The 25,143-nt window shown below is 43.7% G+C and carries 24 protein-coding genes; 9 read left to right on the top strand and 15 right to left on the bottom strand.

The genetic code is table 11. The features are described 5' to 3' along the window. The first annotated feature begins 166 nt into the window (after window positions 1–166). The 3 genes from murI to ACPEGP_RS07810 all read left to right on the top strand — a co-directional run bounded on the left by murI (window position 167) and on the right by ACPEGP_RS07810 (window position 2,899). Window positions 167–1,171, top strand: coding sequence for a glutamate racemase (gene murI / locus ACPEGP_RS07820; protein ID WP_423813084.1), 1,005 nt, complete (start codon window positions 167–169; stop codon window positions 1,169–1,171). Window positions 1,172–1,398: 227 nt separating this feature from the next. Next, the gene (locus ACPEGP_RS07815) at window positions 1,399–2,427 is read left to right on the top strand and encodes a DUF4062 domain-containing protein (RefSeq protein WP_227514977.1); all 1,029 of its coding nucleotides are present in this window, start codon (window positions 1,399–1,401) and stop codon (window positions 2,425–2,427) included. A gap of 175 nt (window positions 2,428–2,602) precedes the next feature. Next, window positions 2,603–2,899, top strand: coding sequence for a hypothetical protein (locus tag ACPEGP_RS07810; RefSeq protein ID WP_068406968.1), 297 nt, complete (start codon window positions 2,603–2,605; stop codon window positions 2,897–2,899). 156 nt (window positions 2,900–3,055) lie between these two features. Here ACPEGP_RS07810 and ACPEGP_RS07805 read toward each other — a convergent pair whose 3' ends face one another. From ACPEGP_RS07805 to msrA, 3 genes are all read right to left on the bottom strand, one after another. Further along, window positions 3,056–4,549, bottom strand: a complete 1,494-nt coding sequence (locus ACPEGP_RS07805; RefSeq protein ID WP_288726297.1) for a lytic murein transglycosylase — start codon at window positions 4,547–4,549, stop codon at window positions 3,056–3,058. A gap of 205 nt (window positions 4,550–4,754) precedes the next feature. Beyond that, window positions 4,755–5,432, bottom strand: coding sequence for a thiopurine S-methyltransferase (gene tmpT, locus ACPEGP_RS07800; protein WP_423813083.1), 678 nt, complete (start codon window positions 5,430–5,432; stop codon window positions 4,755–4,757). A gap of 121 nt (window positions 5,433–5,553) precedes the next feature. Continuing rightward, window positions 5,554–6,075 (bottom strand): peptide-methionine (S)-S-oxide reductase MsrA, encoded by a 522-nt coding sequence (gene msrA / locus ACPEGP_RS07795; protein WP_144298101.1) that lies wholly within the window; start codon window positions 6,073–6,075, stop codon window positions 5,554–5,556. 316 nt (window positions 6,076–6,391) lie between these two features. On the opposite strand from msrA, the gene cmoA reads away from it, so the two are divergent. Together cmoA and cmoB are read left to right on the top strand one after the other, a co-directional pair. Then, the gene (cmoA, locus tag ACPEGP_RS07790) at window positions 6,392–7,183 is read left to right on the top strand and encodes a carboxy-S-adenosyl-L-methionine synthase CmoA (RefSeq protein WP_423813082.1); all 792 of its coding nucleotides are present in this window, start codon (window positions 6,392–6,394) and stop codon (window positions 7,181–7,183) included. Window positions 7,184–7,265: 82 nt separating this feature from the next. Then, window positions 7,266–8,297, top strand: coding sequence for a tRNA 5-methoxyuridine(34)/uridine 5-oxyacetic acid(34) synthase CmoB (gene cmoB / locus ACPEGP_RS07785; RefSeq protein WP_423813081.1), 1,032 nt, complete (start codon window positions 7,266–7,268; stop codon window positions 8,295–8,297). A gap of 33 nt (window positions 8,298–8,330) precedes the next feature. Here the strand turns inward: cmoB and ACPEGP_RS07780 are convergent, their stop codons facing one another. Continuing rightward, window positions 8,331–8,549 carry a DUF2788 domain-containing protein gene (locus tag ACPEGP_RS07780; protein ID WP_068406984.1) on the bottom strand — a complete coding sequence of 73 codons (219 nt, stop codon included), beginning with the start codon at window positions 8,547–8,549 and terminating at the stop codon, window positions 8,331–8,333. Window positions 8,550–8,932: 383 nt separating this feature from the next. On the opposite strand from ACPEGP_RS07780, the gene argS reads away from it, so the two are divergent. The 3 genes from argS to ACPEGP_RS07765 all read left to right on the top strand — a co-directional run bounded on the left by argS (window position 8,933) and on the right by ACPEGP_RS07765 (window position 12,942). Beyond that, window positions 8,933–10,762: an arginine--tRNA ligase gene (argS, locus tag ACPEGP_RS07775; RefSeq protein WP_423813080.1), complete on the top strand. Its 1,830-nt coding sequence runs from the start codon at window positions 8,933–8,935 to the stop codon at window positions 10,760–10,762. Window positions 10,763–10,900: 138 nt separating this feature from the next. Then, window positions 10,901–11,743, top strand: a complete 843-nt coding sequence (locus tag ACPEGP_RS07770) for an SPOR domain-containing protein (RefSeq protein ID WP_423813079.1) — start codon at window positions 10,901–10,903, stop codon at window positions 11,741–11,743. A gap of 101 nt (window positions 11,744–11,844) precedes the next feature. Then, window positions 11,845–12,942 (top strand): PTS transporter subunit IIC, encoded by a 1,098-nt coding sequence (locus ACPEGP_RS07765; protein WP_223808633.1) that lies wholly within the window; start codon window positions 11,845–11,847, stop codon window positions 12,940–12,942. 126 nt (window positions 12,943–13,068) lie between these two features. On the opposite strand, the gene ACPEGP_RS07760 is transcribed toward ACPEGP_RS07765, so the two are convergent. From ACPEGP_RS07760 to rdgB, 8 genes are all read right to left on the bottom strand, one after another. Further along, window positions 13,069–13,479 carry a c-type cytochrome gene (locus ACPEGP_RS07760; protein ID WP_423813078.1) on the bottom strand — a complete coding sequence of 137 codons (411 nt, stop codon included), beginning with the start codon at window positions 13,477–13,479 and terminating at the stop codon, window positions 13,069–13,071. Window positions 13,480–13,506: 27 nt separating this feature from the next. Next, window positions 13,507–13,710 carry a c-type cytochrome gene (locus ACPEGP_RS07755; RefSeq protein ID WP_423814264.1) on the bottom strand — a complete coding sequence of 68 codons (204 nt, stop codon included), beginning with the start codon at window positions 13,708–13,710 and terminating at the stop codon, window positions 13,507–13,509. A gap of 24 nt (window positions 13,711–13,734) precedes the next feature. Continuing rightward, on the bottom strand, window positions 13,735–14,046 hold the full coding sequence (locus ACPEGP_RS07750) for a hypothetical protein (RefSeq protein WP_423813077.1): 312 nt from the start codon (window positions 14,044–14,046) through the stop codon (window positions 13,735–13,737). Window positions 14,047–14,488: 442 nt separating this feature from the next. After that, on the bottom strand, window positions 14,489–15,526 hold the full coding sequence (locus tag ACPEGP_RS07745) for an SDR family NAD(P)-dependent oxidoreductase (RefSeq protein ID WP_423813076.1): 1,038 nt from the start codon (window positions 15,524–15,526) through the stop codon (window positions 14,489–14,491). Window positions 15,527–15,770: 244 nt separating this feature from the next. After that, complete coding sequence (gene clpX, locus ACPEGP_RS07740; protein WP_068407781.1) at window positions 15,771–17,045, bottom strand: ATP-dependent protease ATP-binding subunit ClpX; 1,275 nt, start codon at window positions 17,043–17,045, stop codon at window positions 15,771–15,773. A 166-nt stretch (window positions 17,046–17,211) separates the two neighbouring features. Then, complete coding sequence (clpP, locus tag ACPEGP_RS07735) at window positions 17,212–17,889, bottom strand: ATP-dependent Clp endopeptidase proteolytic subunit ClpP (RefSeq protein WP_102076664.1); 678 nt, start codon at window positions 17,887–17,889, stop codon at window positions 17,212–17,214. 549 nt (window positions 17,890–18,438) lie between these two features. Further along, entirely contained in the window at window positions 18,439–19,776 is a 1,338-nt protein-coding gene (gene tig, locus ACPEGP_RS07730) for a trigger factor (protein WP_144297796.1), read from the bottom strand. A 384-nt stretch (window positions 19,777–20,160) separates the two neighbouring features. Next, complete coding sequence (rdgB, locus tag ACPEGP_RS07725) at window positions 20,161–20,829, bottom strand: RdgB/HAM1 family non-canonical purine NTP pyrophosphatase (protein WP_423813075.1); 669 nt, start codon at window positions 20,827–20,829, stop codon at window positions 20,161–20,163. Between the two features lie 428 nt (window positions 20,830–21,257). Between rdgB and ACPEGP_RS07720 the strand changes: the two genes are divergently transcribed. Beyond that, the gene (locus ACPEGP_RS07720; RefSeq protein ID WP_423813074.1) at window positions 21,258–21,887 is read left to right on the top strand and encodes a superoxide dismutase; all 630 of its coding nucleotides are present in this window, start codon (window positions 21,258–21,260) and stop codon (window positions 21,885–21,887) included. Between the two features lie 105 nt (window positions 21,888–21,992). Here ACPEGP_RS07720 and ACPEGP_RS07715 read toward each other — a convergent pair whose 3' ends face one another. From ACPEGP_RS07715 to ACPEGP_RS07705, 3 genes are all read right to left on the bottom strand, one after another. Further along, window positions 21,993–22,871 carry a DUF4145 domain-containing protein gene (locus tag ACPEGP_RS07715; protein ID WP_423813073.1) on the bottom strand — a complete coding sequence of 293 codons (879 nt, stop codon included), beginning with the start codon at window positions 22,869–22,871 and terminating at the stop codon, window positions 21,993–21,995. A gap of 127 nt (window positions 22,872–22,998) precedes the next feature. After that, on the bottom strand, window positions 22,999–23,817 hold the full coding sequence (locus ACPEGP_RS07710) for a DUF72 domain-containing protein (protein WP_423813072.1): 819 nt from the start codon (window positions 23,815–23,817) through the stop codon (window positions 22,999–23,001). A 40-nt stretch (window positions 23,818–23,857) separates the two neighbouring features. Beyond that, window positions 23,858–24,985 carry a polyprenyl synthetase family protein gene (locus ACPEGP_RS07705; protein WP_373429169.1) on the bottom strand — a complete coding sequence of 376 codons (1,128 nt, stop codon included), beginning with the start codon at window positions 24,983–24,985 and terminating at the stop codon, window positions 23,858–23,860. Window positions 24,986–25,143: the final 158 nt, after the last annotated feature.

Here is a 25,143-nt window from a genome sequence, read left to right as displayed (position 1 = left end):
TATTTAACCCCACTCTCAACTTATTTTTCTAAGGTATTGGTTTACTTAGTTTTTAAAATTTCAGTTAAAACAATTAGAATTTTAAATTCTATAAAAATCAAAAGCCTACGATAAGTTGAGATTGGCGTATATTTAATACTTATATAAGAACGGCGGTAAGAGAGCAATGAAGGTTGCCGTAAAAGCAGTGCCTGATAATACAAGCCTTGATATTGTTGATAGCCTTGAGACGCACAAAACGACATTTATTAATGATAGTTTTAAAACGCTTAAAGCAGATGATAGCGTGATAAATAACGCGCTTAAAAAGGAACGCAGTGCGCCAATCGGCTTGTTCGATTCGGGCGTCGGCGGCTTGTCGGTCTATCTACATCTGGCTCAGCAATTACCGCATGAGCGTTACGTTTATTATGCCGATACCTTGCATGTACCGTATGGCAATCGTGATAGTGAAGACATTAAAGCCTTAACGCTCGCTGCAGTGGCATGGCTATACCAACAAGGCTGCAAGCTTATCGTCATCGCCTGTAATAGTGCTTCGGCGTATGCGTTAGAGACTGCCAGACGCTATTATCCGCAGCTGCTTATTGTTGGTCTGGTGCCTGCTTTAAAACCTGCGGTATTGGCCAGCAAAACTCATCACGTGGCAGTATTGGCAACGAAAGCGACGTTAAACGGTGCGCTACTAAATGACGTCATTACGAATGTTGCCATTCCTCATGCCACCAGAGTCTCCAAATACTTTGACCCAAACTTAGTCCCTTGGGTTGAGTCAGGTATGCCTAAAGACAGCAAAACGGCTCAGGATTTACGCCTGCAATTGCAGCAATTTTCGCAAGATGGCGTCGATCAGTTGGTATTAGGCTGTACCCATTATCCATTTTTTAAAGCGTTTTTACGCCAAGAAATTACTCAGCAGCAGTTAGCGCTACATATTGTCGATTCGGGGCATGCAATCGCTGAGCGCGTTAAGCAGCTATTGATAGCAGAACAGTTGTTAGCATTACCCGTTAAGGTATCAGCTAATGAAGCGTTAAATGGCCTAGCGACCGCTATGGATATACCGCCGGCTTTGACTTTTTATGCGACTAAGTATGATAAACAGCTCGGCGCTGTAGTGCGACGTTTATTGGGTAAACAGTCTCGTATACAGTATATTCTTTCGCCTTAAGCCCTTTTGTTTTAGTCTAATAGGGTTTTTTGCCTGTGCAATAGTGAAGTAGCTGTTATAATCCCGCAATATATTAGTGGAATTAGCAATAAATTAAACGTATTCGCGTAATATTATGCTAGGCTAGTATTTGCCAAACAGAATATTAGACAGGCTCTGATGCTATCGCTTTTCGATAACAATCGAGATAACTTTCATTTATATGACTAATAAGTTTAGAGGTGATTGTGTCAAACCGTCGCTATCATATTCACGTCATATGCGCTGACAACGACCAACTGTTGGTTTTAGACAGTGTGGCGATGTTTTTCCAAGGCCGCGCATTTTTAACCTATGACGTTTCTAGCAAATTACCCAAAGCGGCGTTATATGGTCGCCAGTGTATCGATGCTTGTGATTATGCGCTGATGATAATCGGTGATAGCTATGGCACGGCGCAAAATACTGGTGTCAGTCAAATGCATTTGAGCTATCTCAATGCCAAAGCCAAGCTCAAACCCTTGTTAATATTGGTCAAAAGTCATCATAACGAGGTCAATATCAGTCGGCAGCTGCAAGAATTCACCAACATGGTGACCAAAAAAGCCGATAAGATTTATTACTATGAAACAGAAAATGATATCGAGCAGCTACTCATTCAGGCCTTCTATAAAATGGTCGCCAATCATGAAGTAGGGGACGGCTGGGTAAGAGTGAGCGACGAGCTGATGAAAGCCAATAAATCGGCACTGGCCGAAGAAACGGCCACGAGCTTTTCTACCAAGAAAGCCAAACTTACCCAATCTCGCCCTGCTGTTACCGATCATTTAGCAGCCGATAGTGTCAGCAAGCCACTGGTGCTGACAGACACTTTTGAGATTCAGTACAAAGCCCAAGCCTATGAAGGCGGTAATTTAACCGACGTCACCCGCCCTATGACTTTATCGTGGCAAGAAGTGCTCATCGCCTTAATAAAAATACCGGCTACCTTTTCAAGCTATGGTTTACAGAGCGCCATTAATCGCTTAATCGCAGTCAAAGCTGAAACAGATATCAAAAATGACATGCCAAATGTTCACGCGGTGGCACGTTGTCAGATTTATCAAGATGACTTAAACCAATTACAGCGGCAGTTGGTGGCGGCTAACTGGATTCAACTCACCACCTATGGCACGCGCGTGTCACAAGAGCTTTGGAAACTCACCTTTTATGCGAAGAGCTTATTGACAGGCACTGACGCCAACACTCCTAGTGCGCCAACTTTACCGCTTAGCTAGGGCAAGCGCTCTCTGTTCTATTTATAATTCTCATTGATAAAAAATCCATTTATAAAGCCGGCGCTTACCCTTTGTAATACAAAGCATACGTCTCTGTAGTTGTGAAGCTGAGCAATACCCGTAATAATAAGCGTATAAATACATAATAATGCTTAATAATTAGGGAGAACGAACAATGAGTGATGCCAAAAAAAATTTAAATAGTGAACTAACCAGCTTAGAAGAAACCATGCTTGAAGCCGACCAGTTTCGTACGCTCGAAGAACAAGTCGCCGATATGAAGCGCCGCGGCATCGACCCAACCCAAGCCTATAAGGACTTGGATAGAAAGGAAGAAGATGCTGACTGGGGTGATGCGACGTGGAAAGAAAACGGTAAATGGAAACCAAAAACGCCTGCGGATTTAGATGACAAAGCCCGCGAAAATTGGGATGGCGATAATGGCAAACCAAATCCGCCACCTGTTATCTAGTAGGTATTATTTAACAAAATAATAGAATGATGACCGTATTTTTTCCAATTTATTCAATTCATTTAATAAAAAAGCCACGCTCATTTGCGTGGCTTTTTTATTAGTCGCTAATACATGCTTGTAGATACTAAATAAATCATTCCTTAGCTTAGCTAATTATGAACCTTCATCGACACGTACAAGCTTTATCGTACCATCAGGACTGGTAACCCGGCGATAACGCGTATTGCCCGATGAGGTTGATGGTCTAACGGTTGGCTGCACAGACGGCTGTACCGAGTAAGGATTAGAGTTTGAGCTGCCAGTTTGCTGTTGAATCAATTGCCCCATACGATCTGCAGGCGCAGGGTTTAAAGGACGACTGTTTGCTGGTTGTCCGTACGGATTGCCATATTGGGAAGTGCTTGCAGCACTATTACCAACGATGGCGCGATAAAATTTTTGTCCGGCGCGTCCATCGGCTGGAAAGATGCCATGGCTTGATTGATATTGCTGAATCGCCGCACGCGTATTATCACCAATGATACCGTCCACTTCGCCAATATCGTAGCCTGCATTTAATAATGCTTGCTGGATATCTTTAGATTGCTGACGGCTAATACCAGGGTCGTCCGTCGGCCAGGCAGTGACAAAATCGGTTTTGCTGCTGTCTTCACGCGCGATTAAATCTGATAAATGGGCAATCGCTAAAGCATAATTTTCTGAAGCGTTATACGAATAAAACGTGTCGAAGTTTTTACCCACCAAGAATGCTGGGCCATCAGTGCCGGCTGGTAATAATAAACCTGCGCTGCCCAAGGTAGAAGGCAGAGGGCTGCCGTTCGCCAATGTCAGCCCTTGATTGCGCCAATGGCTGATAGATTTTTTGTCTTTACGGTTTGATGCGCCCCAAAAACCACTCGGCAGTTTGACTTCATAACCCCATGGCTCGCCGGTACGGTAACCACGTTTGTCCAAAAAGTTGGCAGTAGAGGCGAGCGCATCAGGGACGCTATTAACCAAGTCGCGGCGGCCATCACCATCGAAATCGACAGCCAGTTCTAAAAAGGTACTTGGCATAAACTGCGTTTGCCCAAATGCACCTGCCCATGAGCCGGTCATATCACTAGGTGCAATATCGCCATTTTGGACGATTTTTAGCGCATTGGCATATTCGCCTTGGAAGTAGCTTTGACGACGATCAAAACATGACAGCGTCGCTAAAGATTCAAACAAGGGCTTTTTACCCAATGTCTGACCAAAGTTTGACTCCACGCCCCATACGCCCAGTACATGCTCAGCTTTGACCCCATAGCGCGATTCAATGCGGCGCAAGGTATCTGCCCATTGGTGCTTTGCGCGAATACCATCTTCGACCCGCTCTTTATCTACCAACGAAGACAAATAATCCCAAACGTCTTTTTGAAATTCAGGCTGGTAATTGAGTGACTGAATCACACTAGGATCAGGCTGGCTTGGACGATAATTATTAAACGTATAGCTATCGACGCCGCGGAATTTACTAGAGTTTTTTAAACCATCTAAGCACTGCTGAAACTGGCTATTAGATAAGTCTGGTGCGGGTGGTTTAGCCGCTTGCGCAGTACTGGCAAGACTGAGGCCAACTGCGATGCTAAGTAGCGATAACGTAGAGGTCGAAGAAAAATGCATGGAAATATCCTATAAACATCGAAATAGTCATTGAAAGAGAACAAAGCTGAATTAAGCAGTATGAACTTAGAGTAACCAATCTCAATAGTAAAGAAAAGGTATCGAAGCACTCGGTTACTATAAATTGACGTGAGCGTGAGGTTAAGAGAGGGTTTGGCTATCATGCTTAAGCAAGCTTTTTTGCCTTTTTGCTGTTTAGCGGCAGTTAATGAGTGAATGAAGGATTTAATAGCCAAACTTGTTCAGTTACGGCTAGCTCAGATGCCGTATTAAGGGTTGATGATTGGTTTTCAAGCTCGATAATTTTATAGTCGGTATCATAATACTGCTGTAACTGCTGCTGACTAATCGAAAAAGGCGGGCCGTCTTTTTTACTTTGGTCATAGTTTAGGGTGATTAATAGTTGTGGCGCATGATTGCTAAGCTTAACTATTTGCGCACTATAATCAGTACGCATCGTTGCTGGCAAGGCTATCAATGCTGCTCTATCATAAACGGCATTAATCTCGCCTATATCTATTGCGCTAATAGCAAAAATATCTGCTGCCCATAAAGTAATGGTTTGCCCAGCTAGCTGACCCTGATAGCGTTTTAAAATGGCGTTAACAGTAGCGCTCGTAAATTCAGTAATAGTTGGAATAACCTTTTGCTCAGCAAAGAACGCTTGCACAGCCGTTTCCACCAGCTCGACGCCAACGACGTCATAGCCTGCGTGCGCAAGCCATACCATATCAACCGATTTACCGCATAAAGGTACCAAGACTTGGCTGCCGATGGGCACTGCCAGTTCAGAAAAATACTCGGTTAGTTGAGGATTGACGTTAGACTTATGAAAGCCAATACGGCCATCTTGCCAGCGCTGTTGCCAAAATTTAGAATCCATACCTTTATTCCTAACCTATATATACTTTAGATGTTTGATATTATCATACCGCTAAATGCAATAAAAAAGCCAAGCGTCTTAACCCTTGGCTTTGATAGCGTATAAAACTTACGTTACTTGTTTAATGCACCATATACTCACTAAATTCTTTGCGTAGTTTGGCAAGTTTTGGCGGAATAGCAAAGTTACAATAGGCTTGACCCGGGTTTCTATTATAGAAATCTTGATGGGCGTCTTCAGCTTTGTAAAATTCCATAGCAGGATGGACTTCTGTCACCACATTAAGGCCCATGTCACGTAATTTGTTAATAGTACGGTCGACCGTTGGTTTTTGCGCCTCATCGGTATAAAAAACCACGCTGCGGTATTGGCTGCCGACATCATTGCCTTGACGATCCATGGTGGTGGGATCATGCGTGGCAAAAAACACATCAAGAACCACTTCTAATGGTACGATAGACTCATCAAATTCAACCTTGATTACTTCAACGTGTCCGGTATCACCACCGCAGACCGCTTCGTAGTTAGCAGAAACGGCATCGCCGCCCATATAGCCTGACACCACAGATTGCACGCCTTTTACGGATAAAAATACTGATTCGGTGCACCAAAAGCAGCCACCGCCTAAGATAATGGTTTGCATAATTGTTCCTATTATTATAGCTGTTGTCATAGAGATGCGCTAAGGTCTTTATTTGGTTGCAATATCTCATCTTTCAATCCTAATTTTATGTCTCAATATTGCCTTTATAAAGAATTAGCGTTACCTATTTAGCTTAGCAAGGCAGTTGCTCGCGATAAGTAACAAACAGTAATGTTATAATGGGCTTTTGCTATCTTTAAAGCACTGAGCAATTCACCATTTAATTAATATTTTATTTTTAAAGAATTAAAGTTTCATTATTAAAAAACGAACCACTATCAAAAAACGACCCACCATCAAAAAAACGAGCAACCCCATGAGCCAAATTAAGCCTACTAACCTGACTAATAACACCGTAAAGCACGATACCTTATTTACCACGCCACTCGATAAAGCGGCGCGTTTTTCTTTTGATGAGCAAGTGGTGGCGTGTTTTCCTGATATGATTCGCCGTAGTGTACCCGGTTATGGTCAAGTGCTGGCGATGTTGCCGATATTCGCTCGTCGCCACTGTAAATACCGCCAGCAAGATGATAGCGGCCAGCGTGTCAGCCGTATCTATGATTTAGGGTGCTCACTGGGTGCGGCAAGTATGGCATTGGCAGGCGAGTTTGAGCCGCAAGATTTACAGATTAAGGCGATTGATATTTCACCCGCGATGACCAATGAGGCGAGCACGTTATTAACGGAGAATTATCCCGCGCATAACATCGAGGTCATCACCGCCGATATTCGTGATGTCGAGCTTGAGCCATGCGATATGGTCATTCTGAATCTGACGCTGCAATTTTTACCCGCTGCCGATAGAGTGGCAGTGCTTGAGAAAATTTATGCCGCATTAAGTGAGGGTGGTATTTTGGTATTGACCGAAAAAACCCATGCTTTTGATGAGCAGTATGATGCGTGGTTGGTTGAGCGTTATTATGATTTTAAACGCGCCAATGGTTATACCGAGATGGAAATCAGCGGCAAACGCAATGCGTTAGAGAACGTTTTGATTACCGATACCTTGGATGAGCATCATACGCGTCTAGCGCAAGTTGGCTTTGAGCGTCATTTGACGTGGTTTCAATTTTTAAACTTTGTCTCTATTGTGGCCTTTAAATAATATTTAAACGCGATAGTAATAACGGCTCGACTTTTAATATAAATTTTTACTCTATCTTTTCCCCATATGGCAATCTGTTTTTATGCTTAACGACACCATCACTCATGCCGAACGCGAATTATATTTAACCTTGCTGTCATTGGCGCAGCAGCAGCCGAGCGCTTATGAGTGGCTAACGCGCTTGCCGACGTGGCTTAATGCTATCAAAGATAAAGCCAATTACGCGCACGCACCTGCTTATCAAGCGTCGGTAGCACGTTTGCCAGAAATAACAGTCAATAATGTCGATTTAGACAATGATGTATTAACGATTGCCGCCAATCTCAGTGACTCTGAGCGCAAACAAACCTTAGCGCTACTAAAGCAGCTAATGCCGTGGCGCAAAGGGCCGTTTCAAATTGGTGGTCAAATTGGCGATGATGAGTCAGGTATTAAGATTGATACCGAATGGCATAGCGATTGGAAATGGCAAAGGGTTGCACCGCATTTAGGCACGTTAAAAGGTCGGCGCGTACTAGATGTAGGCGGTGGCTCAGGTTATCACGGTTGGCGGATGGCAGGTGCGGGCGCAGAGACGGTCATCATTATTGACCCGTCGTGCTTGTTTTATCATCAATTTATGGCTATTCGTCATTTTGTCGGCGCCGCTGATCATTATAAAACGCATTATATTCCCGTACCGCTTGAAGCCTTGCCGGAGCATAGCCAGCTATTTGATACCGTATTTAGTATGGGCGTGCTCTATCATCGCCAGTCGCCGTTTGAGCATTTACAACAGCTAAAAGGGCAGCTAGTCAAAGGTGGTGAGCTGGTGCTTGAAACCTTAGTTATCGATGGCGATGCCAATACTGTCCTTGTACCGCACGACCGCTATGCACAGATGAATAATGTCTATTTTTTGCCATCGGTCGATGCACTTATTGGCTGGCTAGAAAAAGCGGGGTTTAGCGAAGTACGCTGCGTCGATGTAGCGGTTACATCGACTGAGGAGCAGCGCAAAACTGAATGGATGACGTATCATTCATTGGCGGATTTTTTAGACCCTAGTGATGCCAGTAAAACCATCGAAGGGTATCCTGCGCCGAAACGAGCAACCTTAATTGCAAAAAAATAGCGCTGGCGGTTTGTAGCTGGCAAGAGTGGCTGGTTAAATAAACCAGCGTTTAAATGCCATCTCTATCAATACTTTGAGGATAAAACCAATAAAGCCTGCACCTAACGCTAAAAACATCCAAAAAGTACCAGCGCGTCCAGCGTTAGACTGTTTTGATAAATCCCAAATAATAAAGAATAAGAAAGCAATAAAAATGGGCAATAAAATATACATGCCCCAACTGGTGACGGTACTAGAAGCAATAGCAAACATGGTTTTGTCCTGTCAATGAAAGTGTAAAGTGCTGCGTTTTCTATGGTCTGTTTTTATAGATGGTTATAAATGGCATCAGCATTTATAGCAGTAATAGATTAATGTTGCCATTATAACGCGGAATAAGGTTGCTATAAATGTTTCACCAACGTCAAACAACAGTAACGCTACAATCCGCTTAAATAGACTTGTATTGGCAGCCTATAATAGCCGCTGCCTCGTCACTTTTACATATTTAGTATAATAGCGGTGATTTTAATGCTATTTTTGGTTCAAATAGTGCAATAACAGCTAAAGGTTGTTATATTTATAGGTTACTTATTTTTTCTGTTTTATCTTATATTACCCCAATTTTTTGTTCATTTATCTGAGTTTATAGTCCTATGTCACAAGCCCAAATCGATACGCTCGCCTCACTGTTTGACAGTGCCATTGAAGTCCTAAAAACGAACGGCGAACTACCGGCTGATTGGCAAAACAACAGCCAAATTACGCGGACTAAAGATACCAGTCATGGTGACTTTGCGAGCAATATCGCCCTAACGGCTGCCAAAGCTGCGAAAGCCAATCCGCGCCAGCTTGCTGAAAAAATCGTTAATGCCTTGCCTGAAAATCAAAATATTCGTCAAGTAGAAATCGCAGGCCCCGGTTTTATCAACGTCTTTTTAAATACCGAAGCCAAATTTGCGGTGTTAGACGATATCTTTAAATTGCAAGAACGCTTTGGTTTAAGCAAGCAGTTTCAAGGTCAAAAAATCCAAGTCGAATTTGTCTCGGCCAACCCTACGTCTAGCTTACACGTCGGTCATGGACGCGGCGCTGCCTTTGGAATGAGCGTGGCAAATTTGCTTGAAGCCATTGGTTATGACGTCACGCGTGAGTATTATGTCAATGACGCCGGACGCCAAATGGACATTTTAGCGACCAGTACTTATTTGCGTTATCTAGAGGCCAACGGCGAGGCAGTCACCTTCCCAGTCAATGGCTATCAAGGCGATTATGTCAGTGATATCGCGCAAACGCTAAAAACCCAGCATGGCGACAGCTACGTTCATAGTTTTGCTGACATTGCAAAGGACGTAGCAGCAGATGCGCAGTTTGAAATAAATAATGATGGCGAAAAAGTACTGCTATCAGGCGATAAAGAAGCCCATATCGATGGTTTGATTGCCAATAGCAAAGCCTTGCTTGGCGCCGGTTATGAGCTGTTTTTAAATGCAGCATTGAGCAGTATTTTGGCTGATATCAAAGACGACTTAAATGACTTTGGTGTCCGTTATGAGTGCTGGTTTAGCGAAAGATCCATCGATAGCGAGATTGAGCCTGTTTTACAAATCCTTGATGAAAAAGGCTATTTATACGAAAAAGACGGCAATATCTGGTTTAAATCGACTGATTTTGGCGATGAAAAAGATCGCGTTGTGCGCCGTGCCAATGGTCAAAGCACCTATTTCGCCTCTGATATTGCTTATCATAAAAACAAGTTCGATCGCGGTTTTGATAAAGTCATTAATGTTTGGGGCGCTGACCATCATGGTTATGTGCCGCGCGTAAAAGCGGCATTGACGGCGCTTGGTATCGATGCCGACCGCCTTGATGTGGTATTGGTACAGTTTGTTGCCTTATGGCGCGGTAGTGAAAAAGTGCAAATGTCATCGCGCTCGGGCAAATTTGTCACCTTACGTGAGCTGCGCCATGAAGTCGGTAACGATGCTGCGCGTTTTTATTACGTCGCTCGTAAGCCTGAAGTGCACGTCGATTTTGACTTGGAGCTGGCCAAATCGCAAAGTAAAGACAACTTGGTTTACTACATTCAGTATGCGCATGCCCGGGTTTGCCGTGTGTTAGAAAAACTAGAAACCAGTGGTCTGCAAGTAGACGATATTACTGGCGCTGAAAAGCAAGCGTTACTAGTCGCACCAAGTGAAGAAGAATTGATTAAGTTACTTGCCGCTTATCCGTCAACCTTGCTACGCTCAGCGACAGGCTATGAACCGCATATCTTAACCAACTATCTAAAAGAGTTGGCGGCGTTATTTCATGGTTGGTATGATGGCAATCGCATCTTGCCGGTCAGCCTAACTTCAGGTGAAACGCCAAGCCAAGTTGAGATGGATTTGATGCAAGCGCGTTTACGCTTATCTAAAGCCGTGCGTCAAGTATTGGCCAATGGATTGAGCTTATTAGGCTTGTCTGCACCGTCTAGCATGTAGTATAAAGGAAGACGGCTGTAGCCATTATTTGATGATAATTCTTCAATTCTAATCTAATCGACAGTGCTGATTCGATAAAGACAATTCGATTACGATAACTCGACAACGACAGATAATTCAGTAGGGAGAACGAGATCCATGTTAGCCAAAAAACCAAAAGGTGCCACTGAAAAACGCAAAACCAGTAGTGTGTCAGGCTTATTATGGATGTTTGTTGGGGCAGTATTGACGCTCATGATTGGGGTGTTTTTATACCTTTCACCCTTGTTTAACTTCAGTCCTGCGGGCAGCGGTGAGAGCACAGATGCTGATAGACAAGTTCAGCAACGGGTCGATACCGATACCGACAATGGTGATTATGAGTTCTATGATATTTTGCCCAATCAAGAGATGGCGACCATCCCTGATGAAGACTTTGGTGAAGGCAGCAATAGCCAATCCGGTCAAATCACTGACTTTGAGCCAGATGTAGTCGTCAATCAGCCAGAAAACACCACACCAAGTAATAATGATGCGGGTAACTTTGGTATTTCTGAGAGCACCACGATTGAGCCTAGTCGTAGCAACAATACGAATAGTGCAGCAAACAGCAGTAATGACGACGATATTGTCATCGTCGAAGAAGATGCGACTTATGATGGTACACCAGCTGCTAATAATACAGGCGCGAATACAGGGACGGCTGCAAACAGAGCTAATACGGCGAACGCCAGTAATGCTAGCATTCAGCCAGCGAAGCCTGCGGCGACTTATATTTTGCAAATCAACAGCTTTGGTGATGCCGACGAAGCAGACCGTCGCCGTGCTCAAGTACTAATGGCTGGTGTCGATGCTAAAGTGGTGAAAAACACTACCAGTAATGGCCTGCCTATTTATCAGGTGATTTCACGCCCGATGAATAATCGTCAAGCGGTTGCCACTGCTCAGCAGCGCCTGCAAAATAACGGTATTGATTCTATTATCGTTGAGCAGCGCCGTTAAACCTAAAGCATTGATAAAGAAAGCGTCAGAGGACGCTTTTTTTATCCCTTTTTTTTGATATGTTTCTTAGCTCCTTTCCGCAAACTCAATATAAGAGCATCATGATGACTGTGACTCCTTCAGAAACTGCGCCCGTTGGTATGATGAAAGCTTTTTTTCAAAAGTATTTTATCGATGCTTTTACCGGCATGGCGTTAGGGTTGTTTGTGACCCTTATCGCTGGCCTTATCATCTCGCAAATTGGTGGTTGGTTAAGCCTGCCAGCCTTGGTAGCAGTCGGCAAACTGGCGTCAGTATTAATGGGCGCAGGTATCGGTGTTGGTATCGCCTACTACCTAAAAGCACCAACTTTGGTGATGCTAAGCTGCTTGGTTGCAGGGATGCTTGGCGCGCATTCTGAAGCTTTGATGGCGGGCAATTTATTTATCGCGCAAGAGGCAGGTCCGGCAACTTTCGTTGCGTTGCCTGGCAATCCAATTGGTGCTTATTTGGCTTCAGTATTTGCTTATCGTGCTGGTACTTGGATCGCTGGCAAGACCAAGCTCGATATTTTGCTGATACCGTTAGTGGTATGTACGGTGGCACTCATCGTCTGTGCGCTACTTAATCCTCCAGTCGTCGCTGCGGTCAACGCCATTGGTCAGGGTATTCAAGCAGCGACTGAATTACAGCCGCTTCTCATGGGTATCGTGATAGCAGTCGTCGTGGGTATTTTATTGACGCTACCGACCTCAAGCGCGGCTATCTGTATCGCTATTGGACTTGGCGGCTTAGCAGGTGGGGCAGCGGTAGTTGGCTGCGCAGCACATATGATTGGCTTTGCGGTGGCCAGTTTTAAAGACAACGGCGTCAGTGGTGTCATATCCCAAGGGCTGGGCACCAGTATGCTACAGATTCCTAATGTCCTTAAAAAACCGCTCGTACTATTGCCTGCTGTGATTGCCAGCGCCATCGTTGGTCCTATCGCAACCGTTGGCTTTGGGCTAGCTTGCACAGCAACTGGTGCTGGTATGGGCACGGCAGGACTGGTTGGGGTGTTTGGCGTCATTGAAGCATCACAAGAAATCATGAGCAGTGCTCAGTTGTGGACGGCGATTATCTTATTGATGTTTGTATTACCAGCGCTCATTGCTGGTGTGGTCGCTTACGTGATGCGCCGCCTTGGCTGGTTGGTCGATGGCGATATGAAATTGCCCTAAATGAATAGTAAGGCTAAAGCTAAAGCACGCCAATTTTCCTAACTATTTGTCTTAACTATCTATGATAAAAAAGCCCAGCTATTCAATAACTGGGTTTTTTTATGGTCTAACTCATAAGTTTTTCAATTAACGACGCACATCTTTTGGTGCATCGCCATTTGGCCAATCTTTGTCTTTATTGGCTTTGACAGGGCGCGGCAAGTGGGTAAAGTAGGCGGCAATATCGACCGCTTCTTGATCGCTTAGTGTATTGCCCTGACCGAACGGCATTTTACCTTTAATAAAGGCCGCAGCGGTATACGTACGCGCCATGCCTGCGCCATCATTAAAAGACTTGTCGCCTGCGACTGCTGGGTAAAGGTAAGTACCATCATCATTGTATTGACCTTCGCCATCAGCACCGTGGCAAACGCTGCATTTTTCTGCAAACAGCTTTTTGCCGGTTTCAGGATTTGGCTCTAACTCTTTATTCACTTTTACAAAACCGCGACCTTCAGGTGATACCCCAAATGGCATATCTTGCGACAACCAGCTCATATAAGACACCATCGCATTCATATCATCTCAATCAAGATCAAGTGCTTTACCATTCATCGAACGCTCAAAACAACCGTTAATACGCTCTTGAATGGTATTGACGCGACCTGCACGTGAGCTATAAATGGGATAGACGCTGGGCATATTGTTCCAAGGCGCGGCATACACTTCTGAGCCATTGCCTAGGTGACAGCTGGTACAGTTAAGCTGGTTACCAACGTTATTCGGCAGCTCTTTATCAGTATGGTTGGCAAGCTATAGATCGCGCCGTACGGCAGCGCCATACTCATCATCTGGAATGGTCGATTCATCTGGCATCTTAATGGACGGCTTACCGCTTGCAGCATCAGCGCCGCCTACAGTTATATCATTGGCAGCAGGCATGTTACCTTTTAAGGCGTCTGCACGTGCCTCAAGATCCTTGACGCGTGCTAGGGCTGCTGCCTCTTCAACGCGATCAACTGCCTTAGTTTCACTACTATTATCACAACCTGTGAGAACGGTTGCACCAAGAGCAAAGATAGACGCTACTAAAATAGAAGACTTAGTGCGTAAAAACTTTCTCATTGGAATGTCATTATCTTAAAATATAATATATAAAAATCTATCGATGTGTCAATTTAGCAGCAATGATGGCAGCACTTATGCTGTGGTTTAGATAAAAACGACAGCATGACTTTGCGTATACGCGCCACTTTGTTCATCAAAAACTACGGGGTAATCAATCAGTAACATGATGGTATCAAATACAAATACGTAAAGTGATTTTAAATTGAAAATAAAACATAACGTGACAAACCAAGTTAAAGAAAGCTGAAGCGCAAACCAAAGTATCTATAGTGAGTGGGAAGTAATATCGATATATCAGCAATACCGTCGCGTTTTTAGGATATTTTGACTATATGTTGTTTTCTACTAAAAAAGCGCGTGAATAGCGAAGTATTCACGCGCTTTTTGCTAAGAATGTTTCTTTAATAATTTAACTTATCGTCGTGTATTTGCCACTATATTAATGAGTAGATACCGCTTTACGGTTGGCACTTTTCGCGCGTTTTTTGCCTTTTAATTTACGTGATAATTTGTTGATATTATTGAGTACCTGACCATAACGAGACGGGAATACGCGCTGGACGGCATCCATCATTTTGGCATCGTTGCCAATCAAACAGCGTGGCTGGTTGGTGGCGGCGGCATGTAAAATAATCCAAGCCGCTTTACTGGCATCGAATTTTAAGAATTTATTAAAGCTACGAATGGCTTTGCTACCGCTACGCATACCGAGGTCGCTGATACTGTCGTTACCGCGTGCGCTATTGGCAATATTGGTTTTGATACCGCCGGGATGCACAGAAGTTGCCGACACGCCGCAGCGCTGAATGTCTAGCTCTTGGCGCAAGCTTTCGGTAAAGCCGCGCACCGCAAATTTACTGGCGTTATAGGCAGATTGTGACGGCTGCGCGGTCAAACCAAACAGGCTTGAGATATTGATGATATGACCATGTTCGTTAAATTGGCGTGGCTTGCTGTCTTTTTTACCAGTATCAATTTCGCTTTCTTTGACGCTATTTTTAATTAGGGGTAAAAACGCCTTGGTGCCATAAACCACGCCCCAAAAATTGATATCCATTACCCATTCAAGCTCGCCAATACTGCTGCCTTCAACGGAAGAGTAGAGCGCCACGCCTGCATTATTAAAGATAAAATTCACTTTGCTATGTTTCGCCATCACGCTGTCCGCCCACGCTTCGACAGCTTTATTGTCCGAGACGTCGAGTACGGTAGTAGTAACTTTGACATCATAGCCGACCAGTAGCTCCTTGGTCTGCGCTAATTGTTCAGGATTGATATCCGATAACGCCAGATGGCAGCCCATTTTTGCTAAATGCAAGGCAAGCTCGCGCCCCATGCCAGAACCTGCGCCAGTGATAGCGGCGACATGATTAGCATAATAAGGGGTAATATCGTGGTCTTGCTGCGAGGGAAAAGGTAGATATTGGCGCAGTGAATTCGCTATAGTTGAGACATTGCTAGAAACGTGGTTAAGCATGATAAACAGTCCTTTGTATCATTGATTTGAAGAGTTTGTTGGTCGATAAGGATAACGTATAAAAGTCGCTTTACCTTAGCATGAATTTTCCCTTTGGCTGCTATCGATTGATAAACGCAGCTGTCATTTTTAGCCAGCCTATGATGATAAATCACAGACATAAAAAAGCGCCTGAATAACTATCAGACGCTTTTTAAATAAATAGACCATTGAGTACAATGAAGTGCTTTTACCCAATCATCACTTATGCAATTTTAGGGGTTTTGCCTTCGTTAATCACTTGCTCGTCAACGAGTACGGTTTTGGCATTTTTCATCGAAGGCAGCTCGTACATGGTTTCAAGCAGAGCGTTTTCGACGATAGAGCGCAGACCACGGGCACCGGTTTTACGCTCCATGGCTTTTTTGGCAATCGCATCAAGCGCTTCTTTGGTAAACTCAATCTCAGCGCCTTCCATTTCAAACAGATATTTATACTGTTTTACTAAGGCGTTTTTCGGTTCTGTCAAAATCTGTACCAAAGCTTCTTCATCGAGCTCTTGTAGCGCTGCAAGTACAGGCAGACGACCAATCAATTCAGGAATGAGACCAAATTTGATTAAATCTTCTGGCTCGACTTGCTGCAGCAAATCAGAGCTGCGGCGGCTGTCATCTTTTGAGCTGACATCGGCGTTAAAACCAATACCGCCTTTTTCCGTACGCTGCTGAATGACTTTATCAAGGCCGGCAAACGCACCGCCAACGATAATCAAGATATTGCTGGTATCGACTTGGATCAGCTCTTGCTGTGGATGCTTACGACCACCGTGTGGCGGGATAGCGGCAACCGTGCCTTCGATAAGTTTCAGCAACGCTTGCTGTACGCCTTCGCCCGACACGTCGCGAGTGATAGAAGGGTTGTCGCCTTTTTTACTAATTTTATCAATCTCATCAATATAGATGATGCCTTGCTCAGCTTTGCTGACATCATAGTCAGAGGCTTGCAAGAGCTTTTGTACGATGTTTTCAACATCTTCACCGACATAACCCGCTTCGGTCAAGGTCGTCGCATCGGCCATTGCAAACGGCACATCAAGTAAGCGTGCGAGTGTTTGCGCAAGCAAGGTCTTACCAGAACCCGTTGGACCAATCAGCAAGATATTACTTTTTGCCAACTCAACCATGGCGTCATCAGCGCCGATTTTGGCTTTTTTGCTATCTCTAGCCAACGTTTGGCTGACTTTTAGGCGTTTATAATGGTTATAAACTGCGACCGCTAAGGCTTTTTTCGCCGCATCTTGGCCGATGACATATTCATCAAGCTTGGCACGTAGCTCTTTTGGCGTTGGCAGTTTTTTATTGACCCAAGAGGTATCAATGTCACTGTCGTCGTCGCCATCTTCGGCGCTATCAGCAATCAGGTCCGTACATAGCTCGATACATTCATTACAGATATTGGCGTCGTCAGCGGCAATCAGCTGCTTTACTTCACTTTTTTCTTTGCCGCAAAACGAACAATGCGGGGTGTTATCTTCTGCCATATACAGGCACTCCTAAAATTTAATGCTTATCAATGTTTTGATTATGGACATCAGCGACAAAGCGCAGGTCGGTTGATACATTCTCACTTACCGTAGCGCATTTAGGCTACTGATGTTTTACAGTCTTTTAAACGTCTATTATCAAAGCTTATAAAGAAATTAAAGCTTATAAAGAATCGGGGCGACGCTCTAATACTTCATCAACCAAACCGTATTCTTTGGCCTCTTTAGCATCTAACCAGTAGTCACGCTCAACGTCTTTTTCAATTTTCTCTACCGGTTGACCGGTACGCTCAGCCAAAATCTCATTCAAACGAGCACGGGTTTTTAGGATTTCACGCGCATTAATTTCGATATCGGTTGCTTGACCTTGCGCGCCGCCTGAAGGCTGATGAATCATCACGCGCGAGTTGGCGAGGGCATAACGTTTGCCTTTTTCGCCCGCTGCCAGTAAGAATGAGCCCATGCTATACGCGCCGCCCATACAAATGGTTGAGACTTCAGGTTTGATAAAGTTCATAGTATCAAAAATAGCCAAACCTGCGCTGACTGAGCCGCCGGGCGAGTTGATATATAAATGAATGTCTTTATCAGGGTTTTCGGCTTCTAAAAACAATAGCTGGGCGACGATAAGATTGGCCATGTGGTCTTCAACTTGACCGGTCAAAAAGATAACGCGCTCACGTAATAGGCGTGAGAAAATATCAAACGAGCGTTCACCGCGCGCTGATTGCTCAACCACCATAGGAACCAATGCGGCTTGAGTCGTGCTTTGTACATTGTCATGCGCACTCATCAACATATCAAAATGCGGGTTAGCAATGATGCGATCATAATCTGTCATAGAGATGTCCTGTTTATAAGTCCATAAGATAAAAAATAGAAGCTAGCTGTTGGCTACATTGTTATTGATGATTATCATTGTAAACATTATCGCTTGGCAATAAAACCTACTAGAAAATAAAACCTATTCGCGCATACATTTTATTTTATTAAATTAATCCGACACCAAAATATGCTCAATAAAGCAGATTGGCTATGCCTAATAAAATAGTGGCTAATAAATAATGGTCGCCGCTAGAAATAAGTGAGCCAATGGTAACTTTTTTATCAAAGCAATAGTAACGGTTTAATGTGACAAATGATAAACGACTCCCTATTAATAAGGCGTCTGTGTGCACTTATCAAGGGCAGCATGAATAATCTGTTTATAAAAAATGCTATATTCAAAATATCTTAAAAACGCTACGGTATTGCTGACATCAATTTTTTGTAGTCTCTGTCTGCGCAGGCACAGCAAGCAATAAAAATGCCCTAACAAATGTGTCAGGGCATTTTTATTGCTTGGTATTAAACCAGCCAATATCGACTGGCAAAACGCTAAATTACATTATTACATCGCTTGTTGCTGCTGAGCGGCTAGTAGGTCTTGGTAGCTCACTTCTTTGTCCGTTACTTTGCCTTGCTCGATTAAATAATCGACCACTTGGTCTTCTAGCACTACTGACTCAATGTTAGCGCGTTGCTGCTTATCATTGGTGTAGTATTCTATGACTTCTGCTGGGTCTTCGTAGTTTTCAGCGGCTTCTTTGATAAAGCTTTCAACACGCTCTTGGTCGACTTCTAAGCCTTTGGTGTCGATAACGCGAGCAACGATGATGCCAAGACGGGCAGCACGTAGCGCTTGCTCTTCAAACAGCTCATTTGGCAGCATGTCTTTATCGAAGCTATCTGCATTGGCGCCGAACTGCTGAGAAAAACGTTGCATCATCATGTTGCGTTGACGATCGATTTCTTGCTCTAGCATAGCGTTTGGTACGTCAAACTCGTTCTTTTCTAGTAGCGCATCAAAGGTCGCTTGCTTTACTTGGCTACGCGCGGCATTTTTGATTTCGCGTTCCATGTTTTTACGCACGTCTTCTTTTAATTTCTCAACGCCGCCTTCTTTTACGCCGAATAGCTCTAGGAACTCGTCGTCGATTTCAGGAAGTTTTGATTTTTCAACCAATTTCACATTGATTTTAAATTGTGCTTCTTTACCAGCCAAGTTTTCAGCTTGGTAATCTTCTGGGAAAGTCACATCGATGACTTTTTCTTCGCCCGCTTTCATACCTTTGATGCCATCTTCAAAGCCTGGAATCATCTGATTGCTACCGATAACCAATTTGAAATCTTCAGCAGAGCCGCCTTCAAATTTTTCGCCGTCGATTGAACCTTCAAAGTCAAAGGTCACTTGGTTGTCTTTGGCCGCTTTGCCTTTTTTCTCAACGAACTCTTGACGCTGCTTTTGTAGGTTTTCGATCATAGTGTCAACGTCTTCGTCGCTGACGGTCGCTGTGTGACGCTCAACTTCGATTTCATCGATACCTTGGACGTCGATTTCTGGGAAGATTTCAACAGTCGCTTGATAAACTAAGAAATCATCTTCTAGTTTCACGTCGTCGATGTTGGGCATGCCAACAGCACGGATGTCTTCAGATTTGATCGCTTCAAATACGGTATCACGGATCACATCGTTGATGACTTCTTGTTGAATGCCAGCACCGTACTGTGAACGGATATGCGACATCGGTACTTTACCTTTACGGAAACCGTCAATCTTGGCGGTTTTCGCCACTTGGCTGATGCGGCCTTCAACTTTGTTTTGAATTTTTTCAACGGGTACTTTAACCGTTAGCTGAGTTTCTTTGTTAGACAGCTTGTTGGTTGTGACTTGTAAATCTGTAGCCATATTCGTTACACCTTTAGGATTAAATAGAAATAGACAACCAGGCTGCAAAATACGCGTGTGCTACTGGTTGCCGTTGGAATAAATAGGGGATATTGTTAGCGCGCGATTTCGCAATCTGTGAGCGTAGCAATCGCTGACGGCACAAAAATATGAAACGCTTTATTCTAAATAAACGCTCTCAGATATCAATATTAACTGCTAATCGCCCGCATAATAACGCTTTTTGCTCAATTATACAGACAAATAACGGCTTTCAACAAAATTTTAAAAGTAGAACAGTATAATCTATCTGTTTATCAAAGTAAAAATTATCTGTTTAATCGCCTCGTCGAGAATTTATAGGTTTAGCTATCATTGTAATAGTCTACTTATTAAAAAATACGCTTATAGCGGCAATTGCGCCAATAACTGCTCAATGGCTTGACCACGATGACTGATGCTGTTTTTGTCCTCAGCGCTAAGACATGCCGCCGTCGCTTGTAATTCTGGCAACCAAAATAGCGGATCGTAACCAAAACCACCATCACCATGCGGCGCGTCTAAAATCTCGCCGTGCCATAAACCTTGGGCGATAATCGGTAGCGGATCATCGGCATGACGCACCATGGCCAATACGCAAACAAACACGCCTTTAATGAAGGTGTCTGGCTTGGCTGCACGAATAGGCTGCAAGTCAGCGATAAGCTTGGCGTTGTTTTTGGCGTCATTGCCATGCTCGCCGGCATAGCGGGCAGAGTAGATACCGGGCGCATTGCCCAATACTGGCACACAAAGTCCTGAATCATCCGCAATCGCAGGCAGTCCACTTGCTCGGCTGGCATGTCGCGCTTTGATAATAGCGTTCTCAACGAAGCTTAAACCGTCTTCGATGGCATCAGCGATATCAAGCTGACCTTGCGGCACAATCGTCACAGCCAAATCTGCCGCTGCAAATAATCGTTTAAACTCAGCAAGTTTGCCTTTATTATTACTGGCAAGCACCCATTGATTGGCGAGGGTCGTTTGCGTTAAATGCTCTTGTGGAGTAAGGTTTGCGCTGCTGGCTTGCGTCATATTTTTTGTCCGTCATTGATTCGCTAATACTGCTATATTCTAGGCTAGCATGAGCTAAATTACCAATTAGCATAACGAATCGTTGATTCATAACATTTGGTAACTGATATTTGTCACCACTCTTGCTATAATAGGCGACAAGCTACAGTGAATTATATCTTATAGCTTGTGAACTTTTAATTAATAATTCTTATAAATATTTATCATGGTTTTTGCCCATTATATATTTATAAGTTTATTAATGAATAAGTGATGCGCGCTTGAGATAATTTTAGCATGCAAGCCTTTTAGGTTTACCGCAATATGTTTAGCATATTGAGTAATGACTTTCACTAACAATAAACTAAGCCAATTTAGTCCGATAATTTATAGCGTTGATTTAAGCTATACCTAATACTAATGGCTAAACCAGCAAGGATAAAATAACTATGTCAAATATTACTTTACCAGATCTACCTTATGCAAAAGACGCGCTCGAGCCACATATCAGTGCTGAGACGCTAGAATACCATCATGACAAGCACCATGCCGCTTATGTAAACAAGCTAAATGAATTGCTACCGGGTTCTGGTCTAGAAGACAAAACATTGCCAGAAATCATCGTAGCGACTGCGAAAGATGACAGCAAACAGACAATGTTTAACCAAGCAGCGCAAGTATGGAACCATACGTTCTATTGGAACTGCATGACGCCTGATAATGGTGGCGGCGAACCTACTGGTGATTTGAAAGCGAAAATCGAAGAAGATTTTGGTAGCTATGACAAGTTCCGCGAAGAGTTCAAAAACGCAGCTACTTCACAGTTTGGTTCTGGTTGGGCATGGCTAGTGGCTGATAAAGTCGGTGGCAAATTGTCTATCGCCAAAACAGCTAACGCTGATACGCCACTTGCACATGACCAAGTAGCGGTATTGACTTGTGACGTGTGGGAACATGCGTACTACATCGATTATCGTAACCGTCGTCCTGACTATGTGGACACGTTCCTAGACAAGCTAGTGAACTGGGACTACGCAAACGCTAAATATAAAGGTCAAGATGCTGGTGTTGAAGAGTAATCTTTAACCACTTAGTATTTGATTAATAAAAAAGGATGCTGAGAGGCGTCCTTTTTTTTGGTTTAATGACGTTGATATTTCTTCAAACTGCTTTTAGTAGATTATTCATTGTAATATAAAATGCTGAAGATCATGCTTAGAATGTTCGTATTTATCTATCTTTCCTTTCTTAAGGTTTGTAATGGTGCCAGCATTAATATGTTTTATCAGTTCCGCTTCCAAATCAGGTAGCGAGTTTTTTATTCGTCGAACATCTCCACCAAATATACTCATAATCGGCACTTCATCACCTGAATTAAATTGCTCTAATTTTTTGTTCAATATTTTCTCGAATTGTGTGAACTCTGTTATAAGAGTATCAATATTACCCTGTGTTTGTTCTTCGAGAATATAAACGCTTGAAAGCATGTGCTCAACTATTTTCAAAGCAACTGATAGTTGAATTGTATTAGGTTTTTTTATTTTATGCGCAGCGTCATTACCCATAAATCTTATTCCATGCAACCTTTCAGCATCTTTACGAGAAATATAACCTGCTGTTGCTAATTTAGATATTCTAACTTCAAGGTCTCGACCAGTAATCTTCAGATCGTTACAGACAGCTTCAACTGTACCTCTAAGTCCCAATCCTGCAAGGATAAGAGCTTCTTCCTGAAATGCTAGAATAACTTCCTTATATATCTGCCCAACCATAAAAGGGAGATGATATTCACCATCTAAAGACCGGTGATTTCTTATGAATCTAGGATAAACAGTTATTGAAATTGGAACTTCCCATTCGTCTTCAGCAACCTGAAAAGCATGTTCAACTTCATCAATTACGTCTCGAAAAGACTTGGTGTTACATCCCAAGCATTCGATAATTTGATATGTTTGATCATATGCATAATCATCTCTAAAAGACTCTTTTTTCTCTGCGATTATATTATGATTCGTGTATTGTCCACACCTACGACAATAACTTTTAACTTCTTTAATTGTCATTATTCAAGGCCCTTGTTAATTAATATAAAAATTTATAATTTCCTTGCTGGTTTGCAATATTGTTACTTTCTACTCTAATTTTCCTCAAAACAAGCATATAAAAATCTGTAATTAGCAAGTTATGAAATCACAACACCTCAAACCCAAATTTACCCAACGCCTCACGTAACATCGCAATATTATAATAAGCATGCGCATTGACGGTGTTTTGAAAGAAAATATAGAGCGTATCAAAATGCTGGCGCTGATTGGCAATCGCCTGCGCCCAGTCCTGCATTTCAGCCTGACTATAGCGATAATCGTGACGGTCAGCGGCGCTCATCGCATCCCACCAGTTTAGATTATTACCATGCATACGCAGATAGCCTGTGCGCTGAGTGAATATCAGCCGTGACGGCGGTAATCCGCTAACCTTAGGGTAATCGACGCTACACCAAATTAGACCTTGCTCGATAAAGCTATCGACCACTTGCGGCGTGTGCCAGCCATTATGGCGAAACTCAACGGCTAACGGATAGTCTTTGAACCAACTGACCAGATTGGCAAGATAGAGCCGATGCTCGCGAGTACGATCAAACCCATGTGGGAATTGTAGTAGTAATGGCGCGAGAGCATTGGCTTCGATAAGTGGCGTTAGAGCAGTAAGAAATGCTTGCGCATGCTCGCTTGTGCCCTTGCGTGCATGAGTAAAGTCTTGATGCAGCTTGACGGCAAATTTCAATTCACTGTCTGCTTGCACGTAGGCTTTATCAACCATACCAGCAAAGGCTTTTTGTCCGATGGGTGCGTAAAAAGTGCTATTAATCTCGACCGCGCCGTATTGCTTGGCGTATTCGCGTAAGAAGTCGGTTTTTTTGGTGCCAGTTGGGTACAGCGTACCAAGCAGATCGGTATCGCTATAGCCGCCCGTGCCGAGGTAGATACGCTGAGTAAGGGTACTTTCCATGTTGACCACCCTTTAACGTTTTTAATGTTTATTGCTGAGCTTATTTTTTACGTGACCATAGCCATTCAATGAGTGCCAATAAGGCGTTGGTGTCCTTATTAGCGCTTAACTCACGACTATTTAATTCACGATTAAGCGCTGCGCGGCCGTCATTAAATAGCGATTGCGCATAGTGGGTCGCTTGCTCAACGCCCATCAGTTTCACATAGGTAGATTTGTCTAACTTTTCATCGCTGCCCGCAGGTTTGCCGAGGGTATCGGTGCTGGTGGTCACATCTAAGATATCGTCTTGGACTTGAAAAGCCAGACCAATATGCTGGGCGCAATCTTGCAAAGCAATACGCTGCGGCGCCGTCGCACCTGCACAGATGCCGCCCATGAGCATCGCCGCTTCAATCAACGCACCTGTTTTGTCACGGTGGATGGCTTCTAAATCACTTTGCGTGATATCAGTGCTGGCTTCGGCATTGAGGTCGAGCATTTGCCCAGCAACCATGCGTCTGGCACGCGGCGCGAATATCGCGATCAGCTGGCTTGCGATAGCAGAGTCATACGGCGCAAAAGTTGGCAGCTCTGCGGTTAGTACTTCAAAAGCAAGTGTTTGTAGCACGTCACCGGCGAGTAGGGCGGTCGATTCTGCAAAGACGATATGGGCAGTTGGCTGACCACGGCGCAGCTCATCATCGTCCATACAGGGCAAGTCATCATGCACCAGTGAATAGGTATGCAACAGCTCTACCGCCAATGCTGCACGGCGCGCCATATCGTAATCGGAGTCGTTTTCTAGTAGTGATTCTAAATCGCTATTTTGCTGAATTTGCTTAGCTTCTTTATCAGTGCTTTTATCGACATATTCATCAGCCCTATTAACGTCGTCATTCGCATTGCTTCGATTGACACTATCAAAGGCGCTGGCGACCAATAACGGCCGTACCAATTTACCCTGACCGGTCATCACATAACGGCAGGCATCAAGCAGCGGACTTGGCAGCTCAGCGTAAGCAAATAGCATCTCGATATCTTGCGCCAGTTGCGCGCGCACGGCGCTATGAAATTGCTCAGTATTATTATTAAAGCTCGCAAAAGGCACCGTTGTTGAAACAGTGTTTGAAGCCGTTGTTGAAGACATAGGGCTTGGCATAGAAGTAGAAGCAGGGGAAACAGTCATAATCCAACCATTAATCAGGTGAATAATAAAAATAGCGCTAGTGTAGCATGATAGATTATATTCCTTATGCTGCGAGTATTATCAATGACATATTTTTGGCGGTTTAATGTTAAAAACTGGTGTAAAAAAGTCCGTTGAATAGGCGTAATAATGCAACA

Origin of the sequence: Psychrobacter sp. 219-2-C, from assembly GCF_049560815.1 — a bacterium.
Classification (GTDB): domain Bacteria; phylum Pseudomonadota; class Gammaproteobacteria; order Pseudomonadales; family Moraxellaceae; genus Psychrobacter; species Psychrobacter faecalis.
This window is presented reverse-complemented; position numbering and strand designations above follow the sequence as displayed.

Excerpts from the sequence above, each read along its gene's own strand:
- murI (WP_423813084.1), top strand. The coding sequence starts at position 167 with ATGAAGGTTGCCGTAAAAGCAGTGCCTGATAATACAAGCCTTGATATT.
- ACPEGP_RS07810 (WP_068406968.1), top strand. The coding sequence starts at position 2,603 with ATGAGTGATGCCAAAAAAAATTTAAATAGTGAACTAACCAGCTTAGAA.
- ACPEGP_RS07805 (WP_288726297.1), bottom strand. The coding sequence starts at position 4,549 with ATGCATTTTTCTTCGACCTCTACGTTATCGCTACTTAGCATCGCAGTT.
- tmpT (WP_423813083.1), bottom strand. The coding sequence starts at position 5,432 with ATGGATTCTAAATTTTGGCAACAGCGCTGGCAAGATGGCCGTATTGGC.
- msrA (WP_144298101.1), bottom strand. The coding sequence starts at position 6,075 with ATGCAAACCATTATCTTAGGCGGTGGCTGCTTTTGGTGCACCGAATCA.
- cmoA (WP_423813082.1), top strand. The coding sequence starts at position 6,392 with ATGAGCCAAATTAAGCCTACTAACCTGACTAATAACACCGTAAAGCAC.
- cmoB (WP_423813081.1), top strand. The coding sequence starts at position 7,266 with ATGCTTAACGACACCATCACTCATGCCGAACGCGAATTATATTTAACC.
- ACPEGP_RS07780 (WP_068406984.1), bottom strand. The coding sequence starts at position 8,549 with ATGTTTGCTATTGCTTCTAGTACCGTCACCAGTTGGGGCATGTATATT.
- argS (WP_423813080.1), top strand. The coding sequence starts at position 8,933 with ATGTCACAAGCCCAAATCGATACGCTCGCCTCACTGTTTGACAGTGCC.
- ACPEGP_RS07770 (WP_423813079.1), top strand. The coding sequence starts at position 10,901 with ATGTTAGCCAAAAAACCAAAAGGTGCCACTGAAAAACGCAAAACCAGT.
- ACPEGP_RS07765 (WP_223808633.1), top strand. The coding sequence starts at position 11,845 with ATGATGACTGTGACTCCTTCAGAAACTGCGCCCGTTGGTATGATGAAA.
- ACPEGP_RS07760 (WP_423813078.1), bottom strand. The coding sequence starts at position 13,479 with ATGAGCTGGTTGTCGCAAGATATGCCATTTGGGGTATCACCTGAAGGT.
- ACPEGP_RS07750 (WP_423813077.1), bottom strand. The coding sequence starts at position 14,046 with ATGAGAAAGTTTTTACGCACTAAGTCTTCTATTTTAGTAGCGTCTATC.
- ACPEGP_RS07745 (WP_423813076.1), bottom strand. The coding sequence starts at position 15,526 with ATGCTTAACCACGTTTCTAGCAATGTCTCAACTATAGCGAATTCACTG.
- clpX (WP_068407781.1), bottom strand. The coding sequence starts at position 17,045 with ATGGCAGAAGATAACACCCCGCATTGTTCGTTTTGCGGCAAAGAAAAA.
- clpP (WP_102076664.1), bottom strand. The coding sequence starts at position 17,889 with ATGACAGATTATGATCGCATCATTGCTAACCCGCATTTTGATATGTTG.
- tig (WP_144297796.1), bottom strand. The coding sequence starts at position 19,776 with ATGGCTACAGATTTACAAGTCACAACCAACAAGCTGTCTAACAAAGAA.
- rdgB (WP_423813075.1), bottom strand. The coding sequence starts at position 20,829 with ATGACGCAAGCCAGCAGCGCAAACCTTACTCCACAAGAGCATTTAACG.
- ACPEGP_RS07720 (WP_423813074.1), top strand. The coding sequence starts at position 21,258 with ATGTCAAATATTACTTTACCAGATCTACCTTATGCAAAAGACGCGCTC.
- ACPEGP_RS07715 (WP_423813073.1), bottom strand. The coding sequence starts at position 22,871 with ATGACAATTAAAGAAGTTAAAAGTTATTGTCGTAGGTGTGGACAATAC.
- ACPEGP_RS07710 (WP_423813072.1), bottom strand. The coding sequence starts at position 23,817 with ATGGAAAGTACCCTTACTCAGCGTATCTACCTCGGCACGGGCGGCTAT.
- ACPEGP_RS07705 (WP_373429169.1), bottom strand. The coding sequence starts at position 24,985 with ATGACTGTTTCCCCTGCTTCTACTTCTATGCCAAGCCCTATGTCTTCA.